This is a genomic window from Vibrio metschnikovii CIP 69.14 (assembly GCF_000176155.1).
GTDB lineage: Bacteria > Pseudomonadota > Gammaproteobacteria > Enterobacterales > Vibrionaceae > Vibrio > Vibrio metschnikovii.
In genome coordinates, this window is sequence record NZ_ACZO01000006.1 from 1,848,175 (window position 1) to 1,866,085 (window position 17,911).

Genomic DNA, 17,911 nt, shown 5'->3' on the forward strand with positions numbered 1-17,911 from the left:
TGAGTGCGAGACAGATTTTGCCGGACTCAATTTTGAAAAGCATCCGAAGATGTTTTTCACCAAGCACACTTGAATGTGTATTTTTGGTCTTTATCAAAAGATAAAGATTGAGAACTTTACAAGTAACCCATCAATGAAGATAAGTTACTTTGTCAGCTTTCCAAATTGTTAAAGAGCTAGATTTGTCGTTACAAAAACAACCAAACCATTTCTAAAGATTCTGTCTAAAAACCCTTAAAGATGGTGGAGCTATGCGGGATCGAACCGCAGACCTCCTGCGTGCAAGGCAGGCGCTCTCCCAGCTGAGCTATAGCCCCATCGTTAAGTGGTGGGTCTGAGTGGACTCGAACCACCGACCTCTCGCTTATCAGGCGAACGCTCTAACCACCTGAGCTACAGACCCACTATTCTCTTTTATCTAAACCAAATCAATCTGTGTGAACACTCATCAATGCACAATCTTTACGTAAGGAGGTGATCCAGCGCCAGGTTCCCCTAGCGCTACCTTGTTACGACTTCACCCCAGTCATGAACCACAAAGTGGCAAGCGTCCTCCCGAAGGTTAAACTACCTGCTTCTTTTGCAGCCCACTCCCATGGTGTGACGGGCGGTGTGTACAAGGCCCGGGAACGTATTCACCGTGGCATTCTGATCCACGATTACTAGCGATTCCGACTTCATGGAGTCGAGTTGCAGACTCCAATCCGGACTACGACGCACTTTTTGGGATTCGCTCACTATCGCTAGCTCGCCGCCCTCTGTATGCGCCATTGTAGCACGTGTGTAGCCCTACTCGTAAGGGCCATGATGACTTGACGTCGTCCCCACCTTCCTCCGGTTTATCACCGGCAGTCTCCCTGGAGTTCCCGACATTACTCGCTGGCAAACAAGGATAAGGGTTGCGCTCGTTGCGGGACTTAACCCAACATTTCACAACACGAGCTGACGACAGCCATGCAGCACCTGTCTTACAGTTCCCGAAGGCACTCCCGCGTCTCCGCAGGATCCTGTAGATGTCAAGAGTAGGTAAGGTTCTTCGCGTTGCATCGAATTAAACCACATGCTCCACCGCTTGTGCGGGCCCCCGTCAATTCATTTGAGTTTTAATCTTGCGACCGTACTCCCCAGGCGGTCTACTTAACGCGTTAGCTCCGAAAGCCACGGCTCAAGGCCACAACCTCCAAGTAGACATCGTTTACAGCGTGGACTACCAGGGTATCTAATCCTGTTTGCTCCCCACGCTTTCGCATCTGAGTGTCAGTATCTGTCCAGGGGGCCGCCTTCGCCACCGGTATTCCTTCAGATCTCTACGCATTTCACCGCTACACCTGAAATTCTACCCCCCTCTACAGTACTCTAGCCTGCCAGTTTCAAATGCAACTCCGAGGTTGAGCCCCGGGCTTTCACATCTGACTTAACAAACCACCTGCATGCGCTTTACGCCCAGTAATTCCGATTAACGCTCGCACCCTCCGTATTACCGCGGCTGCTGGCACGGAGTTAGCCGGTGCTTCTTCTGTCGCTAACGTCAAAGAATACCGCTATTAACGATACCCCCTTCCTCACGACTGAAAGTACTTTACAACCCGAAGGCCTTCTTCATACACGCGGCATGGCTGCATCAGGCTTGCGCCCATTGTGCAATATTCCCCACTGCTGCCTCCCGTAGGAGTCTGGACCGTGTCTCAGTTCCAGTGTGGCTGATCATCCTCTCAGACCAGCTAGGGATCGTCGCCTTGGTGAGCCATTACCTCACCAACTAGCTAATCCCACCTGGGCATATCCTGACGCGAGAGGCCCGAAGGTCCCCCTCTTTGGTCCCTGTTCATTATAAACAAGGGCATCATGCGGTATTAGCCATCGTTTCCAATGGTTATCCCCCACATCAGGGCAATTTCCCAGGCATTACTCACCCGTCCGCCGCTCGTCAGCAAAGAAAGCAAGCTTCCTTCCTGTTACCGCTCGACTTGCATGTGTTAGGCCTGCCGCCAGCGTTCAATCTGAGCCATGATCAAACTCTTCAATTTAAGTTCTTTTTGGCTCAATGAATACTGACTCTAAATTACCTAGCTCCTATTAATAGAAGCGTAATTCAAAGCTATTATCGTTCCAACAGAACGATAATGAATTGACTGTGCCGATAGCGCTTCGAAAAGCCCTATCAATTTGGTCACTCAGTTCATTGAAACCGAAGTGCTTATTGCTAAGCATTTTGATTGTCATCAACGAGTGCCCACACAGATTGATTGGTTTAAATTGTTAAAGAGCTGGCTTGCGAATCTCTCGTTGAGCTTCGAAGCGGAGGTGAATTCTAGCGAGTTAATTTGAAGAGTCAAACACTTTTTCAAATTTTCTTTTTAGAAGCTTTCCCTCAACCAACACTGCCTGAAGCCTTGCGGCGTCTGCCGTGTCAGTGAGGTCGCATTATAGAGATCCGTTTAATCTTGGCAAGCTTTATTTAACGAAAATAGTCAAAATAATGCTTAAAGGGGACTTTTTTAGCCAAAGCCTTATTTATCCCACTTTATCAAGACGAAACAAACACGTTACCCACAGAGTTATGCACATTAACCTAATTATATGCCTGAACCATTCACTTCTTTTGCCTCTTCATGAAGGCCACACTCTCTTTTCAAACCGAAAAATCGAGTTTCTTCTTCACTCATTCCTGGTTTCCATTGGCGAGTGGTATGCCAGTCACCAACCGAAAGATAGCCTTGCTCCCATAATGGATGGTAAGGAAGGTTATTTTCTTTTAAATAATAATGCACATCTTTATTACTCCAGTCGATCACTGGTAAAAATTTAAAAACATTATTTTGAATCGACAGAATCGGCAAGTTGGCTCTCGATTGAGACTGCTCGCGACGTAAACCAGAAAACCAAGTACCGACCGATAAGTTGCTTAAAGCACGACGCATAGGCTCAACTTTATTTATTTGGTTATAACGGCTGATGCCATCAATCCCCTGCTCCCAAAGTTTGCCATACTTAGCTTCTTGCCAAGCTGGTGTGATCTCGGCACGAGTAACATGCAAATTCAGGTTTAGGCTTTCGATTAATTGGTCTATGAATTGATAGGTTTCTGGGAACAAATAGCCGGTATCGGTCAAAATAACTGGAATGCCAGGCTTAATATCCGATACCAAGTGTAACATCAGAGCAGCCTGAATACCAAAACTCGATGATAAAACATGAGTGCCCGATAGATTCTCTAAAGCCCATGCAACGCGCTGCTGAGCGGTCAGTGTCTCAAGATAGCCATTTAACTCGGCAAGGTAGAGCGTTTGCTCGACCTTACTCAATGTTAATAGATGCTCAAGCTCGAGGGTTAAAATAGGATGCTTAGGCATAAAAATCCCTCTTAGAAATAATCACCTCTTCTATTATCCCAACACGAATGGTGAAATCACCAAATCCTTCATCAGCATTTCGCTCATGTGCCCAGCGATCAATCAATACATCAAGCTCTTGTAAAATCTGTTGGTCAGTGATGTTCTCTTTATACATTTTAGGGATGCGCGTTCCCGCTCGATTGCCCCCTAAATGAAGATTGTAACGCCCCGGCGCTTTGCCAACTAAGCCGACTTCGGCAAGCATCGCCCGCCCACAGCCATTCGGGCATCCTGTAACACGCAAGATAATATTGTCTTCTTTTGGTAAGCCATGCTTGCTCAGGAGATTCTCGATATCGGTGACAAACTGAGGCAGAAAACGCTCAGCTTCGGCCATCGCCAATGGACAGGTTGGGAATGACACACAGGCCATCGAATTCTTACGCTGCTCGCTAACCTGATCATTGATTAAACCATGTAGCCGAGCGATCTGTTCAATCTCTGCTTTATCTTCCACTGCAACGCCAGCAACGATCAAGTTTTGATTGGCTGTCATACGAAAATCGCCTTGATGGATCTTCGCTATCTCAGCAACACCGGTTTTCAGAGGCTTGTCAGGGAAATCCAATAAACGGCCATTTTCAATAAACAGCGTTAGGTGGTGCTTACCGTCAATACCTTCTATCCAACCGATCCGATCGCCACGATCGGTAAATTGATAGGGACGACTTGGCGCAAATTGGATACCAGCACGCTGTTCGACTTCCGCTTTAAATACCTCTACACCGACTCTGTCTAAGGTGTATTTGGTTTTGGCATTTTTACGATTAGAACGGTTGCCCCAGTCACGCTGAGTCGTAACCACAGCGGCAGCGACATCTAGGGTTTTATCTAAAGGTATGAAACCAAAATCGTCGGCACGGCGTGGATAAGTCGACGTATCACCATGCGTCATCGCCAAACCGCCGCCCACCAGCACATTGAAACCAACTAATTTTCCCAGCTCGGCAATTGCAACGAAATTCAGATCGTTGGCATGTACATCGACATCATTTTGCGGCGGGATCACCACTGTCGTTTTAAACTTACGTGGTAGATAGTGCTGACCTAAAATTGGCTCATCATCTTCTGTGGTTTCTACTTTTTCACCGTCCAACCAGATTTCAGCGTAAGCACGAGTTTTCGGTAACAGATGCTCACTGATTTTTTTCGCCCACTGATAAGCTTCTTGATGCAATTCAGACTCAACAGGGTTTGAAGTACACAACACATTGCGGTTCACATCACCAGCCGTAGCAATCGAATCAATTCCGATACTATTCAGCGTTTGGTGCATCAACTTAATATTGGGCTTTAACACGCCATGAAACTGAAAGGTCTGCCGCGTAGTTAAACGAATGCTGCCATAAAGAGAGTGCTCACTAGCAAACTTATCTATCGCTAACCACTGCTGAGGAGTAATAATTCCCCCCGGCATACGAGCTCGCAGCATAACATTATGTAGAGGCTCTAATTTTTGCTTGGTTCGTTCATTACGAATATCACGATCATCTTGTTGATACATACCGTGAAAACGGATCAGCTGAAAATTATCCGCACTAAATCCACCGGTAATACGATCTTGCAGATCCTGCTCGATCGTACCCCGTAAAAAATTGCTTTCGCGTTTTAAGCGTTCGTTATCCGAGAATGGACCTAACACTTGGCCTAATACTTCTTGATGGCTTGTTTGCGATTTCGTGCTCATTAGTAAACATCCCTTTGGTAACGCTTCGCTTTACGTAAATCATTAATAAATTGTTCTGCTTGCTCTTTGTCTAAACCACCTTGCTGCATCGCAATCGTGATCAAAGCTTGATGAACATCTTTCGCCATATACTGAGCGTCGCCACACACATAAAGGTAAGCACCTTGGTTAATCCACTGCCAAACTTGCTCAGCTTGTTCTAACAAACGATGCTGTACATAAACTTTTTCATGTTGATCTCGGCTGAATGCCACATCCAAACGGGTTAACACACCGGATTTTAGGTATTTCTGCCACTCAACTTGATAGAGGAAATCTTGGGTAAAAGTTCGATCGCCAAAAAATAGCCAATTTTTACCCGGTGCAGCCCGATTATCTCGCTCTTGAATAAAGCTGCGGAAAGGCGCAATTCCGGTTCCCGGACCAATCATGATGATTGCGGTATTATCATCTTCAGGGAGTTTGAAATGGTTATTCGCTTCAACAAAGACTTTTACTTGTTCGCCTTCGGCTAATTGATGAGCAATAAAGCTCGATGCGCCGCCTTGGCGCAACTCATCATTAACCTGATATTCAACGACAGCAACGGTGAGATGTACTTCTTCATCAACTTCCGATTGACTAGAGGCTATCGAATACAGACGAGGGGTTAATCGGCGCAGTAAACCAACCAGTTGTTCGGCCGATAACGAGCATTTCTTCTCTTTTAAGACATCAATAATTTGCGTCCGCGCTGAATACTCACGAAGTTTGTCTTTATCTACGGCCAGTTTTTGCAGCTTTTTACTGGCTGACAACTCGGCAAACTGACTGATAAACAGAGGATTAGACGTAGTGATCTCATAATGCTTAATTAATGCATCATGAATTGTGTATGCCGTACCGTCGACGTCAACCTGTTCATCTCCTGTTAAGCCCACCAGCGTTAAGATCTGTTGTACTAATTGAGGATTATTCTCATACCAGACACCCAGCGCATCACCAGGTTGATAGGTTAATTCTGAATCGGTTAAATCAATTTCGATGTGTCGAACCTCTTTTCCGGAGTCACGACCAGTAATTTTTTGGCTAGTCAGCAACGTCGCTAGATAAGGTTTCTGTTTTGAATAGATCGCTTGCTTGGCATCGACTTGACTAAGCGGTAGCTGTACAACCTGCCCTTGCTGAGAAGATAGAGCTTGTTGCACTACTTGCAACGCTTTCGCCTGCCAATCAGCCACGGGTTGCGCGTAATCGACATCACAATCGATGCGTTCAATAAAACGCTGCGCACCTAATTTTTCCAAAAACAGGTCAAAATCTTTGCCCGTTTGACAGAAAAATTCGTAGCTCGAGTCTCCTAAGCCAATCACGCCGTATTTTAAGTGCGGTAATTTAGGTGCTTTTTTAGATTGCAAAAACTCATGCAAGACAAGGGCGTTATCAGGCGCTTCACCTTCACCATTGGTTGAAGCAACGATGATCACATGCGTTTCTTTCGCCAGATCTTTGCCTTTGTAATCGCTGGCATCAAATAACTGCACCTTAATACCTAACGCTTGTGCTTCGCGTTGAAGCTGCTGCGCAACCCCTTTGGCATTACCGGTTTGCGAAGCAAAAATAATGGTTAATTGACCCTGTGGTGTTGAAGTTACTGATAAAGCTTGAGACACCGCAGCACCAACACGATTAGCCGGCGCTTGACTTAACCCCCAGAAATAACCACTCAACCAAGCCAATTGATGCGGCGATAGTTCCGTTGCAGTTTGCTGGAGTTGTGAAAGCTGAGAGTCGTTGATTGGGCTGGCTAACGATGCCAATTCTTGTGGTAAGGTATTTCCTGAAGACATTGTCACGACGTCCTTATTCATTGCGTGACGATAGATTAACCACTCTCTTTAATAACAAGAAAGAATAGAAGAGAATGTTTTATAACTTTTTGGAAGTAAGAAAATCACCACTCAATCAAAGCGACTTTCGATTCTGACCTGCTTAAAACCAACCGCCATAGCAGATTTTGAGGCACTATCTAAATCCGTGTAATGGCACTCTTCACCGCTAGCATCGGTGAGCGGCACAAAACCACCTCGTTGGTGACGAAATTCAACAATCCATGTTCCTTCCGCCGATGAGGGTTCAATAATGGCTTCAATCAGCATTTGCTCCCGATACAGATTTCTTAGTTCCGTGATTGTCATGGCTAATCTCGCTTCCATTGCTCATCCATTAGATTAAGCATGGTTTATTTCGAGCAAATTGCGAGTAAGCAGCGCAAATTTTCAGCTAATCCATCGCGAAGTAGTCAACCATCAAAAACGCATTTCAGCACCAATAAACCAGCCATCGACAAACACCAATGATTCGCTAGTTTGTGGTGATTGGGTTGCTAAATTGGTAAACTCCAAATCAATCACACGATAGCCAGCTTTTAAACTCAATGGGTAAGTTGGGTTATCGATGACATACTGAATACCAGCCGTCATATCTGCGCTTTTAATGCCTTTACTCTCACCAAAATCAATTTGACCAATGATATCAACATTTGAATTCGGGATACTTAACTCTGCATATCCAAACCAATTGAAGGTCAAATCATTAAAATCATAGTGCTGATTATCTGGCGCTCGATAGTCCGTAGAGCGATATTGACTGAGCATCACCCCTGTATTAAAACGCAACGATTGCCTGTCAAGTAACCGGTAATACAAGGTGTAATCGTACTTATCAAAGACCACCGTCTGTGCATCAACATGGCTATAACGAAAACTCATGTTCGGCCAATAATCGAATGAATGCTCCACTGCAAACGAGATCACGGGTACCTGAGCGGTATCATAACGCACGTTATCAATCTTCGTTTTTCCCCACCACATTTCAGCGCCTACTTTCACACCATACGCTGCCTCTTCCGCTAACGCCGAACTTGAAACGCACACCGCTACGCCACACAAGATGGTTTTGATTCGATTCATGATGCTCTCTTCTCCTAATTGCTTCCATTGAATGGTGACGATGGCATTTGTGCGTTCGTCAACTACGCCAAGCGATTACACATTTAATTCTTGATAAGGAATTTTCGCCAACGCGGTTTCAACAACCTCAACACCCGATCCCGGCTTATGGGCATTTTCACTAATATAACGTCGCCACTGGCGCGCTCCTGGCATGCTTTGGAAAAGCCCTAACATATGTCGAGTAATATGCCCAAGATAAGCACCTTGAGTCAGTTGCTGTTCAATATAAGGGTACATCTCTTGAACCACTTGTGAGCGCTTTTTAATAGGCTTATCAAGACCAAAAATCTGTTGATCCGCTTCCGCGAGTAAATAAGGATTTTGATAAGCTTCACGTCCAACCATTACCCCATCAAGATGTTGTAAATGATCTAACACTTCGGTCAGCGATTTGACTCCACCATTAATCGCAATAGTCAAGTGAGGAAAATCCTGCTTGAGCTGATAAGCACGTGGATAATCGAGAGGCGGTATTTCACGGTTTTCTTTCGGGCTTAAACCACTTAACCAAGCCTTACGAGCATGAATAGTGAATTGCTCACATCCGCCTTGTTCCGAGACTAACTGCACAAAGCGGGTTAAGAACTCATAAGAGTCTTGATCATCAATCCCAATACGGGTTTTGACGGTTACTGGAATATCCACCACCTCACGCATCGCAGCAACGCAATCGGCAACCAATTGCGGCTCAGCCATTAAACAGGCGCCAAACTTACCATTTTGTACCCGATCAGAAGGGCAGCCGACATTTAGATTAATCTCATCATAACCACGATCTTGAGCTAACTTGGCACAATGGGCTAAATCCGTAGGATTCGAGCCACCGAGCTGCAACGAGACTGGATGCTCTTCTTGGTTATAAGTAAGAAAATCGCCCTTACCGTGAATGATCGCTCCTGTGGTCACCATTTCGGTATACAACAAGGTTTGCGAAGTGAGGAGACGATGAAAATAGCGACAATGTCTATCCGTCCAATCGAGCATAGGGGCCACAGAAAGACGATGAGCTTTAAATTTATCAGTGTCAGTAGAAATAGTCATAGTTTACGTTTGGTTGAGAGGCGGTCATGTAAGCCAAAAGCTTAGGCTAACTTTTATACGATAAGAGTAACAAAAGTTAGCCCGTATTCCGCAATAAGCGCAGCTTAGCTAAAACGATAATACGAATTTAACCAGACAGGCTGTTATGAAAAATAATTTGCAGATTATACACAAGTGTCGAGCTCATGTAGCAAAAACTCATCAAAGCGCTGGACGATGACCTTTCTCGATGTTTACAAGATCACACCACACCGAGGGGTAGATGGAAAACGTACACCCACAATATCACTTCAATGGGAAAGCCCGTGCAAGAGTAACGCGCTAAGCGTGGCTCAACCACTCAGATAGAAATCCACGTACCTACCAGCAACACCAGCAAACGCGGCCGCTAATCCAGCGAGAGCTGGGTAAGGGGATTAAAGGGGGACTACGATCATAATCACAACGTTAAGTAGGAAAGTGAATCGCCGATTTTCTTCACTGTATCGTTTTATCGCAAGATGAGGTAAGTTAGGCACTATTTATGACAATATCGTTCATAGTCAATCAATCACTAATGATTTATTGATGTTCAAAACGATATTTATCTTGAAATAGTATATGATTACTAGAGTCCAGCAATGATGGTGATAGATTTGGACAAGAAGCTTAGCCAACAAATTGAAGAAATATGTGCAGCAAGGGGCGTTCGTCTAACTTCACAACGTAAGCGCGTTTTTGAACTTATCTGCGCCAGTCAAAAAGCATCCAGCGCCTACGATTTGCTTGAAGATTTAAAAGTCAGTGAGCCACAAGCAAAACCACCGACGGTGTATCGAGCCTTAGATTTTCTGTTAGAACAAGGCTTTATTCATCGTGTAGAGTCAACGAATAGCTTTATCTCTTGCTGCTCTTGTAATGCCCATAAGCACTTTTCTCAGCTGTTAATTTGTGACCAATGCGGTAACGTTGTGGAGTTACAAAATGATAATCTGATAACAATGCTGGCGAACAACGCGGAGCAACACGGATTTACAATTACTAACCATGTCATTGAATCTCATGGTATTTGCCAATCCTGTTCTTCAGAAACAAAGAATTAGACTATAGAAGAGAGTTATGCGCGCTGAATTTGTCAATCCGTTCTTAGCGTCTTTGCTAAATGTACTAAAAACGATGGCTTCATTAGAACTGAAGCCCCAAAAGCCTCGCCTCAAAAAAGATGAAATTGCTCGTGGCGATGTATCCGGTCTTATCGGTATGATCGGGCCTCAAACACGCGGTTCCATGTCGATTACCTTTGATGAGGCTTTAGCGTTACAAATCATGGAAAACATGTTGGGCGAACGACCGAATGGCTTAAATGAAGAAGTCACGGATATGGTCGGTGAAATCACCAACATGGTAACGGGTGGAGCAAAACGCATCTTAGCCGAAAGTGGTTTTGATTTTGATTTAGCGACCCCAGTGGTGGTATCGGGCAAAGGTCATACAATACGACACAAATGCGAAGGTTCGATCATCATCATGCCGTTCTCCTCTCAGTGGGGAAATGCCTTTATTGAGATCTGTTTCGAGTAAATCAAAGTATATAGCTTTTACTTATCTAGCAAAGAAAAGGGTTGATGTTTCGCATCAACCCTTTTGTGTATTCGTAGTAGCAGACTTATCGACGAAGAATCTGGTTCAAGATCGGTGAAAAGCCAGCCTACTTAGCGTGCTACTAACCCCGAAAGGCTTTAAACGCATTGATCAAACCATTGGTTGAACTGTCATGAGAGATAACGTCTTGACCATCCGCCAACTCAGGAAGAATCTGATTCGCTAATTGCTTACCTAACTCTACGCCCCATTGATCAAACGAGAAGATATTCCAAATCACACCTTGCACAAAAATCTTATGCTCATACATCGCAATCAAATTGCCTAAGGTTCGTGGCGTGATCTGTTTAACTAAAATCGAGTTAGTTGGACGGTTACCTTCAAAAACTTTAAAGGGGACTAACGCTTCAATTTCCGCAGCCGATTTACCCGCTTTAAGCAATTCAGCTTTCACTACATCGGCAGATTTACCAAATGCAAGCGCTTCGGTTTGCGCAAAAAAGTTCGACATCAATTTTTGATGATGATCGCTGACTGCATTATGAGTCAATGCCGGCGCAATAAAATCACAAGGGATCAGCTTGGTGCCTTGATGGATCAACTGATAAAACGCATGCTGACCATTGGTACCTGGCTCCCCCCAAATGATCGGCCCTGTTTGATAAGTCACAGCCTGACCATTACGATCAACGTATTTACCGTTCGATTCCATATTCCCTTGTTGGAAATAAGCCGCAAAACGATGCATGTATTGATCGTAAGGTAAAATCGCTTCTGATTCAGCGCCATGGAAGTTGTTATACCAAATACCAATCAGAGCAAGGATCACCGGAATATTACGCTCAAACGGTGTATCAACAAAATGCTGATCCATCTCGTGAGCCCCAGCCAGCAACTCAATAAAGTTATCGTAACCAATTGATAAGATGATCGATAAACCGATGGCTGACCAAAGAGAATAACGGCCACCAACCCAATCCCAGAACTCAAACATATTTTCGGTATCAATACCAAACTCAGTCACCGCCTGACCGTTGGTCGACAGCGCAGCAAAGTGCTTCGCCACATGCGCTTGATCGCCCGCTACGTTTAAAAACCAATCACGCGCAGAGTGAGCGTTAGTCATGGTTTCTTGCGTGGTGAACGTTTTCGACGCCACTAAGAACAGCGTGGTTTCCGGATCCACTTTCTTCAATGTCTCAGCAATATGAGTACCATCGACGTTGGATACAAAGTGCATGGTCAGATGATTTTTATACGGTGCGAGCGCTTCAGTCACCATATAGGGACCTAAATCTGAACCACCAATACCAATATTCACTACATCGGTAATCGCTTTACCGGTAAAACCTTTCCATTCACCCTTGATCACGCGCTCTGAAAATACACGCATCTTTTCTAATACGGCATTAACGGCTGGCATCACATCTTGGCCATCGACCATTACTGGGGCATTACTGCGATTACGTAGTGCAGTATGTAAGACGGCGCGACCTTCAGTTTGGTTAATCGCCTCACCGTTAAACATTGCTTGAATTGCATCTTCGAGATGAGTCTCTTTGGCTAAAGCAAACAGGTGTTGCATGGTCTCTTGATTGATTAAATTCTTCGAATAATCAACCAGAATATCTTGACCAAAACGCGCCGAGTAATGACTAAAACGCTGGTTATCCTCAGCGAACAGAGTGGTTAAATCCATGTCTTGCGCAGATTCAAAATGCGCGGTTAGTGCTTTCCAAGCGTTGGTTTGCGTTGGATTAATGTTTTTCAACATATTCTCTATCCCAATGTTACGGTAGGTTTTATTCCTTATTACCTTGCCTATTAGCTAGGTTGGAATCCCTGTTAATGCAAAAAAAGAAAATCATCATCGTTCGATAAAGCAGAACCACTGCTCAATAAACTCATTATCGCTGAGCCATCGTCGCGCGACTTTGAGATAAGTCAGTGAAACCCACATCGGAGGCTCAACTTGTTTAATCACTGACTTGTTTAGCCTATTTCTCCGGTGAGATAATGCATCTCTACTCGAGAGGTCAGTTTGGTCACGAGTTCATAACCCACGGTACCGATATGTTCAGCCACTCGCTCAACTGGAAGGTCTTGCCCCCACAGAATGGCTTCATCACCGACGTTATCCTGGGACTCTGGGCCTAAATCAACCGTCAGCATATCCATAGAAACTCGCCCTGCCATTGGCACAATACGACCATTGACTAACACTGGCGTACCATTCGGGGCAGTACGTGGATAACCATCACCATAACCAATCGCAATGACACCGATTTTAGTCTCTCGTTGAGCGGTCCATAAGGCGCCATAACCGATGCTCTCTCCGGCCTTCACCTCTCGAACAGCAATCAGAGGTGCCGTTAAGGTCATTACTGGACGGTATCCCATCGCCTGGGCGTCCTGATGGGCAAAAGGAGAAACACCATAAAGAATGATTCCTGGTCTTACCCAGTCTAGCTGACTTTCCGGCCATGCTAATAATCCAGCCGATGCAGCCAATGAGCGCTCGCCTTTACACCCCTCGGTCAACGATAAAAACAGCTCAATTTGTTGGCGCGTGATCGGGCTATTCAGTTCATCAGCACAGCCAAAATGGCTCATATAACGTAGAGGTTTAGCCACATTTGGGCAGCGATGTAAACGCTCAACAAACTCAGCGTGCTGCTCAGGACGCACACCAAGACGATGCATCCCACTGTCGATTTTTAACCATACCGATACTGGCGTGTCTAATTGTGCACGCTCTAAAGCTTGTAGCTGCTCTTCACAGTGCACGACTGTTTGGATATTGTTGGTCATTAAAACCGGGAGATCGCCAGCAGAATAAAAACCTTCTAAGAGGAGTATTGGCTTAACAATGCCATTCGCTCTGAGTTGCAGGGCTTCTTGAATTCGAGCAACACCAAAAGCATCAGCATCTTGAGCGTAGCGAGCAACCTGACAAGAACCATGACCATAACCATTAGCCTTAACGACCGCCATGACTTTACTACTAGGAGCCTGCTGCTTAATTCTTTGTAAGTTATACTGCAACGCTTGCAGATCAATACTCGCTTTAGCGGCTTTCATGTAGTTCATACTATTATTCATCATCAAACGCTGGGCCTGCGTAGTTGTCAAAACGAGAATATTGACCTTGAAAGGTCAAGCGTACCGAGCCTATCGGACCATTCCGTTGCTTACCGATAATGATTTCCGCAATGCCTTTCATTGGACTATCCGGGTGATAGACTTCATCACGGTAAATAAACATGATCAAATCGGCATCTTGTTCAATAGAGCCTGATTCACGCAAATCGGAGTTGACTGGCCGCTTATCCGCACGTTGCTCCAACGAGCGGTTTAACTGTGAAAGCGCCACTACAGGGACATTGAGCTCTTTGGCTAAGGCTTTTAATGAACGAGAAATTTCGGCAATTTCTAAAGTACGGTTATCGGATTGAGAAGGAACCCGCATCAGCTGCAAATAGTCGACCATGATTAAAGATAGCCCACCATGCTCACGAGCAATACGACGCGCACGTGAACGCACCTCTGTGGGAGTCAACGCCGAGCTGTCGTCGATAAACATGTTTTTCTTCTCCATCAGCATCCCCATGGTCGAAGAAATACGCGCCCAATCTTCATCATCGAGTTGACCGGTTCGGATCTTGGTTTGATCTACCCGCGAGAGCGACGCCAGCATACGCATCATGATTTGTTCTGCTGGCATCTCGAGTGAGAATATCAATACTGGTTTATCTTGTTGCATCGCTGCGTTTTCACACAGGTTCATGGCAAAGGTCGTTTTTCCCATCGAAGGGCGAGCGGCAACAATAATTAAATCTGAACCTTGTAACCCCGCCGTTTTTTTATTGAGATCAGTGAATCCAGTGTTGACGCCGGTGACGCCATCTTGTGGAGTCTTATACAATAACTCGATACGCTCTAAGGTTTTTTCTAAAATCGTATCAACGTTTTGTGGCCCTTCGTTTTCGCTACTACGCGCCTCTGCAATCGCAAATACCTTGCTTTCGGCTAAATCGAGTAAATCTTCCGAGCTGCGCCCTTGAGGGTCATAACCTGCGTCAGCGATTTCGTTCGCAACACCAATCAAGTTACGCACCAAGGCACGCTCCGCAACAATATCCGCGTAAGCATTAATATTAGCAGCACTTGGCGTATTTTTAACCAGATCAGCCAAATAGGCAAAGCCGCCAACATCTTCTAACTGTTCGCGCAACTCGAGATATTCGGAAAGGGTAATTAAGTCCAGCGGTTGCCCAGATTCAAGTAGGCTCTTTACTGCTTCAAAGATTAACCGATGAGGTCGACTATAAAAGTCTTGAGCAATCACACGTTCAGAGACTGTGTCCCAACGTTGATTATCTAGCAATAGACCGCCAATAACGGACTGCTCAGCCTCTAATGAATGAGGAGGAGTTTTCATTGCTTCAACTTGTGCATCGGCAGGTTTACGATTTCGGTTATCTGTTCGGGGATCAGCCATCACTTCACTCAGTCACTCTTTTTAATAACCGCTCATTATAGCGAGAATAGAACATTTGTAATTAGGCATCGAAAAGTTTGTCTATGACTTAGATAGAATTAACCTTAATATGACCCAATTTCAAAAACTGATGCTTATTATTCAGCGATTCTATTCTTTGAGAGAGGTTTCATGTGTCCAAAACTTGGCTTCTAAGTCTGGCTCTGTTGACAAGTTTCCATGTCCACGCCAACAAACAGACAAATCGCAGTAAGGACATTAACGCACCCTCACCTTGGCAAAGTCAAATCGAATTTGGCTATCAAGCGCACTCTGGTAACACAGACTCAGAAGCCCTTAATACTCGTGTTAAAGGAGAATATACCCGTGGTCGTCATCGAACCAACGGTGAGTGGCGTTTTTATAAATTAGATAAAAATGGTAAAGAGAATAAACGACAATCCAGCTACAGCGTACAAAGCGACTATAAGCTCGGCCCTAAAACCTACTTATATGGTAGTTTTAGAGGGTCTGATTCACGCTATAGCGCCTACTTTTCAGATTACACTTGGTCTGGTGGGCTTGGCTATCAGTTTACTCATACCGACGATTTACTGATTGAACTCGAAGTCGGACCGGGCTACCGCTATCAAGAGCCGAATTTGGATAAAATTAGCAGTGGCGATGTCGTCTTCCCACACTTAGTCAAAGAGCCGATTTATCGTGGTAACCTTAAAGTTGAATGGCAAGCACTGAGCAATTTTAAATTACTCACCGATCTAACCTTGGTTGGCGGCGAAAGTAACACTCGTTTTGACAGTGATATCAGCATTATCAACAATATTACCGATGATATTGCTCTTAAAGTGAGTCAATCACGTCAATACCATAACCGAGTACCTACCGGTTTAAGTAAAGCCGATAGCGTGCTATCGGTAAGTTTAATTTTCTTATTCTAAGCATCAACACTCAGTATCCCACCTCGCCAAACTGATCATTTTCATCGCTAAACGTCATAAATTGGACATAAAAAAACACCAGCCTAAGCTGGTGTTTAAACGAGTCTAGAAACTGAAATTATTCAGCAACAACTTGTAATTTCACTGTAGCGAAAACTTCTGAATGAAGTTGAACGCTAACTTCGAATTCACCTGTAGTACGTAGAGCACCTTCAGGTAGACGAACTTCGCTTTTCTCAAGCTTAACACCGGCTGCAGTTACTGCATCAGCGATGTCACGAGTCCCGATAGAACCGAACAGTTTGCCTTCATCACCAGCTTTAGAAGCAATAACAACTGCTTCTAGTGCATTAACTTGGTCAGCACGAGCTTGTGCAGCAGTAAGTTGCTCAGCAACTTTTGCTTCAAGTTCAGCGCGACGAGTTTCAAACATCTCAACGTTAGATTTGGTTGCCATTACAGCCTTACCTTGTGGGATAAGGAAGTTACGAGCGTAACCAGATTTAACATTAACTGCATCGCCAAGGCTGCCTAGGTTACCGATTTTATCAAGTAGAATAACTTGCATTACTTAATCCTCTTTCTTAATAAACGGTGCCGATTACTGATGCTTGTCAGTATATGGCAGTAGAGCTAGGTAGCGAGAGCGTTTGATTGCACGAGCTAGCTGACGCTGATACTTAGCACTTGTGCCAGTGATGCGGCTAGGTACAATTTTACCAGCTTCAGTGATGTAATTCTTAAGAGTCGCTACATCTTTGTAATCAATCTCTTGAACGCCTTCTGCTGTAAAACGGCAGAATTTACGACGGCGGAAGAAACGAGCCATGGGCTATCTCCTGATCTAAATTTGAAAAATGTTGTAGACGTTAAGTATGGCTATAACGAACACTTTGTTTCGACTAGAGAATGAATCATTCTCTATAGCAATACCGCCTAATACTAAAAGATGAGTGAATGCGTTTGACCGTTGCCTACATCCTAAGTTAAGAAACTGAAATTCACTTAACCCAACATGACTTATCACTAAAAGAGGAAGACCACGATTAATAATAAGAGTTAGCTTGATTCAACCTTCTTTAATGATCAAGAACGTTGACTCAGACGGTCATCTGAAATTACTCAGCGTCTGCTTCAAATTTCACTTCTTCACGCTTAGAACGCTCGTCACGAGCTTTAAGCATGATTGAAGGTTCAGTGATAGCAGCTTTAGTACGCATGATCATGTTACGTAGAACAGCATCGTTAAAACGGAATGCAGTTTCTAACTCATCAATCACAGCTTGGTCAGCTTCAACGTTCATTAGAACGTAGTGAGCTTTGTGAAGCTTGTTAATTGGGTAAGCCATTTGACGGCGGCCCCAATCTTCTAGACGGTGAACTGTACCGCCAGCTTCAGTGATTGAACCAGTGTAACGCTCGATCATGCCAGCAACTTGCTCGCTTTGATCAGGGTGCACCATGAATACGATTTCGTAATGACGCATTGATTTTGCTCCTTACGGATTATTCAGCTTCCAGATTTGGCCCGGTCATCCAAAGGAAGCAAGGAACGAATGAAAATTGACCGAGAATTAAGGAGCGAGAATAGTACAGAATGGCTAGTAGTTTAGCAAGTGAAATATACTTGTCTCAGGCTAAAGATAGGCAGGCCCTCTGAACTGAAAGATGAAAATAATGCGAAAAGAAAAAGACTGAAAAAAAACAGATTTACAGGCAATAAAAAAGGGAAGCCAACGCTTCCCTTTTAATAGTGATAACAAAAGATTATCGAA

General features: G+C 44.5%; 15 protein-coding genes, 2 tRNA genes and 1 rRNA gene. 3 read left to right on the forward strand and 15 right to left on the reverse strand.

All coding sequences use genetic code 11. From position 1 onward, the window contains the following. Nucleotides 1–241: 241 nt before the first annotated feature. The 9 genes from VIB_RS11710 to dusA form a co-directional block, all read right to left on the reverse strand. A tRNA-Ala gene (locus VIB_RS11710) sits at nucleotides 242–317 on the reverse strand. Between the two features lie 9 nt (nucleotides 318–326). Further along, nucleotides 327–403, reverse strand: a tRNA-Ile gene (locus tag VIB_RS11715). A gap of 64 nt (nucleotides 404–467) precedes the next feature. Continuing rightward, nucleotides 468–2,027, reverse strand: a 16S ribosomal RNA gene (locus VIB_RS11720). 549 nt (nucleotides 2,028–2,576) lie between these two features. Then, nucleotides 2,577–3,353, reverse strand: a complete 777-nt coding sequence (locus tag VIB_RS11725) for a phosphoadenylyl-sulfate reductase (protein WP_004396123.1) — start codon at nucleotides 3,351–3,353, stop codon at nucleotides 2,577–2,579. Beyond that, nucleotides 3,346–5,082, reverse strand: coding sequence for an assimilatory sulfite reductase (NADPH) hemoprotein subunit (cysI, locus tag VIB_RS11730; RefSeq protein ID WP_004396124.1), 1,737 nt, complete (start codon nucleotides 5,080–5,082; stop codon nucleotides 3,346–3,348). Before cysI ends, VIB_RS11725 begins: the two co-directional genes overlap by 8 nt. Continuing rightward, nucleotides 5,082–6,932 carry an assimilatory sulfite reductase (NADPH) flavoprotein subunit gene (locus VIB_RS11735; RefSeq protein WP_040904718.1) on the reverse strand — a complete coding sequence of 617 codons (1,851 nt, stop codon included), beginning with the start codon at nucleotides 6,930–6,932 and terminating at the stop codon, nucleotides 5,082–5,084. Before VIB_RS11735 ends, cysI begins: the two co-directional genes overlap by 1 nt. A 90-nt stretch (nucleotides 6,933–7,022) precedes the next feature. Then, a complete protein-coding gene (locus tag VIB_RS11740) occupies nucleotides 7,023–7,259 on the reverse strand; it encodes a hypothetical protein (protein ID WP_040904939.1) in 237 nt (78 codons plus the stop codon). 111 nt (nucleotides 7,260–7,370) lie between these two features. Next, nucleotides 7,371–8,033 carry a TIGR04219 family outer membrane beta-barrel protein gene (locus VIB_RS11745; RefSeq protein WP_004396127.1) on the reverse strand — a complete coding sequence of 221 codons (663 nt, stop codon included), beginning with the start codon at nucleotides 8,031–8,033 and terminating at the stop codon, nucleotides 7,371–7,373. A gap of 75 nt (nucleotides 8,034–8,108) precedes the next feature. Next, nucleotides 8,109–9,116, reverse strand: coding sequence for a tRNA dihydrouridine(20/20a) synthase DusA (dusA, locus tag VIB_RS11750; RefSeq protein WP_004396128.1), 1,008 nt, complete (start codon nucleotides 9,114–9,116; stop codon nucleotides 8,109–8,111). A 623-nt stretch (nucleotides 9,117–9,739) separates the two neighbouring features. On the opposite strand from dusA, the gene zur reads away from it, so the two are divergent. Both zur and VIB_RS11760 read left to right on the forward strand, forming a co-directional pair. Then, nucleotides 9,740–10,198 carry a zinc uptake transcriptional repressor Zur gene (zur, locus tag VIB_RS11755; protein WP_040904941.1) on the forward strand — a complete coding sequence of 153 codons (459 nt, stop codon included), beginning with the start codon at nucleotides 9,740–9,742 and terminating at the stop codon, nucleotides 10,196–10,198. A 16-nt stretch (nucleotides 10,199–10,214) separates the two neighbouring features. Further along, nucleotides 10,215–10,676, forward strand: a complete 462-nt coding sequence (locus VIB_RS11760) for a chemotaxis protein CheX (RefSeq protein ID WP_004396129.1) — start codon at nucleotides 10,215–10,217, stop codon at nucleotides 10,674–10,676. A gap of 142 nt (nucleotides 10,677–10,818) precedes the next feature. On the opposite strand, the gene pgi is transcribed toward VIB_RS11760, so the two are convergent. From pgi to VIB_RS11775, 3 genes are all read right to left on the reverse strand, one after another. Then, nucleotides 10,819–12,471: a glucose-6-phosphate isomerase gene (gene pgi, locus VIB_RS11765; protein ID WP_004396130.1), complete on the reverse strand. Its 1,653-nt coding sequence runs from the start codon at nucleotides 12,469–12,471 to the stop codon at nucleotides 10,819–10,821. Nucleotides 12,472–12,689: 218 nt separating this feature from the next. Then, complete coding sequence (alr, locus tag VIB_RS11770) at nucleotides 12,690–13,787, reverse strand: alanine racemase (RefSeq protein WP_004396131.1); 1,098 nt, start codon at nucleotides 13,785–13,787, stop codon at nucleotides 12,690–12,692. 4 nt (nucleotides 13,788–13,791) lie between these two features. After that, entirely contained in the window at nucleotides 13,792–15,198 is a 1,407-nt protein-coding gene (locus VIB_RS11775; RefSeq protein ID WP_004396132.1) for a replicative DNA helicase, read from the reverse strand. 173 nt (nucleotides 15,199–15,371) lie between these two features. On the opposite strand from VIB_RS11775, the gene VIB_RS11780 reads away from it, so the two are divergent. Beyond that, on the forward strand, nucleotides 15,372–16,136 hold the full coding sequence (locus VIB_RS11780) for a DUF481 domain-containing protein (RefSeq protein ID WP_004396133.1): 765 nt from the start codon (nucleotides 15,372–15,374) through the stop codon (nucleotides 16,134–16,136). Nucleotides 16,137–16,254: 118 nt separating this feature from the next. Here VIB_RS11780 and rplI read toward each other — a convergent pair whose 3' ends face one another. The 3 genes from rplI to rpsF form a co-directional block, all read right to left on the reverse strand. After that, on the reverse strand, nucleotides 16,255–16,704 hold the full coding sequence (gene rplI / locus VIB_RS11785) for a 50S ribosomal protein L9 (protein WP_004396134.1): 450 nt from the start codon (nucleotides 16,702–16,704) through the stop codon (nucleotides 16,255–16,257). Nucleotides 16,705–16,737: 33 nt separating this feature from the next. Further along, a complete protein-coding gene (gene rpsR, locus VIB_RS11790; protein WP_000090472.1) occupies nucleotides 16,738–16,965 on the reverse strand; it encodes a 30S ribosomal protein S18 in 228 nt (75 codons plus the stop codon). A gap of 289 nt (nucleotides 16,966–17,254) precedes the next feature. Further along, complete coding sequence (gene rpsF / locus VIB_RS11795; protein ID WP_004396135.1) at nucleotides 17,255–17,623, reverse strand: 30S ribosomal protein S6; 369 nt, start codon at nucleotides 17,621–17,623, stop codon at nucleotides 17,255–17,257. Nucleotides 17,624–17,911 lie beyond the last annotated feature (288 nt).

Coding starts and splice junctions, on each gene's coding strand:
- VIB_RS11725 (WP_004396123.1), bottom strand. CDS start 3,353: ATGCCTAAGCATCCTATTTTAACCCTCGAGCTTGAGCATCTATTAACA.
- cysI (WP_004396124.1), bottom strand. CDS start 5,082: ATGAGCACGAAATCGCAAACAAGCCATCAAGAAGTATTAGGCCAAGTG.
- VIB_RS11735 (WP_040904718.1), bottom strand. CDS start 6,932: ATGAATAAGGACGTCGTGACAATGTCTTCAGGAAATACCTTACCACAA.
- VIB_RS11740 (WP_040904939.1), bottom strand. CDS start 7,259: ATGACAATCACGGAACTAAGAAATCTGTATCGGGAGCAAATGCTGATT.
- VIB_RS11745 (WP_004396127.1), bottom strand. CDS start 8,033: ATGAATCGAATCAAAACCATCTTGTGTGGCGTAGCGGTGTGCGTTTCA.
- dusA (WP_004396128.1), bottom strand. CDS start 9,116: ATGACTATTTCTACTGACACTGATAAATTTAAAGCTCATCGTCTTTCT.
- zur (WP_040904941.1), top strand. CDS start 9,740: ATGGTGATAGATTTGGACAAGAAGCTTAGCCAACAAATTGAAGAAATA.
- VIB_RS11760 (WP_004396129.1), top strand. CDS start 10,215: ATGCGCGCTGAATTTGTCAATCCGTTCTTAGCGTCTTTGCTAAATGTA.
- pgi (WP_004396130.1), bottom strand. CDS start 12,471: ATGTTGAAAAACATTAATCCAACGCAAACCAACGCTTGGAAAGCACTA.
- alr (WP_004396131.1), bottom strand. CDS start 13,787: ATGAACTACATGAAAGCCGCTAAAGCGAGTATTGATCTGCAAGCGTTG.
- VIB_RS11775 (WP_004396132.1), bottom strand. CDS start 15,198: ATGGCTGATCCCCGAACAGATAACCGAAATCGTAAACCTGCCGATGCA.
- rplI (WP_004396134.1), bottom strand. CDS start 16,704: ATGCAAGTTATTCTACTTGATAAAATCGGTAACCTAGGCAGCCTTGGC.
- rpsR (WP_000090472.1), bottom strand. CDS start 16,965: ATGGCTCGTTTCTTCCGCCGTCGTAAATTCTGCCGTTTTACAGCAGAA.
- rpsF (WP_004396135.1), bottom strand. CDS start 17,623: ATGCGTCATTACGAAATCGTATTCATGGTGCACCCTGATCAAAGCGAG.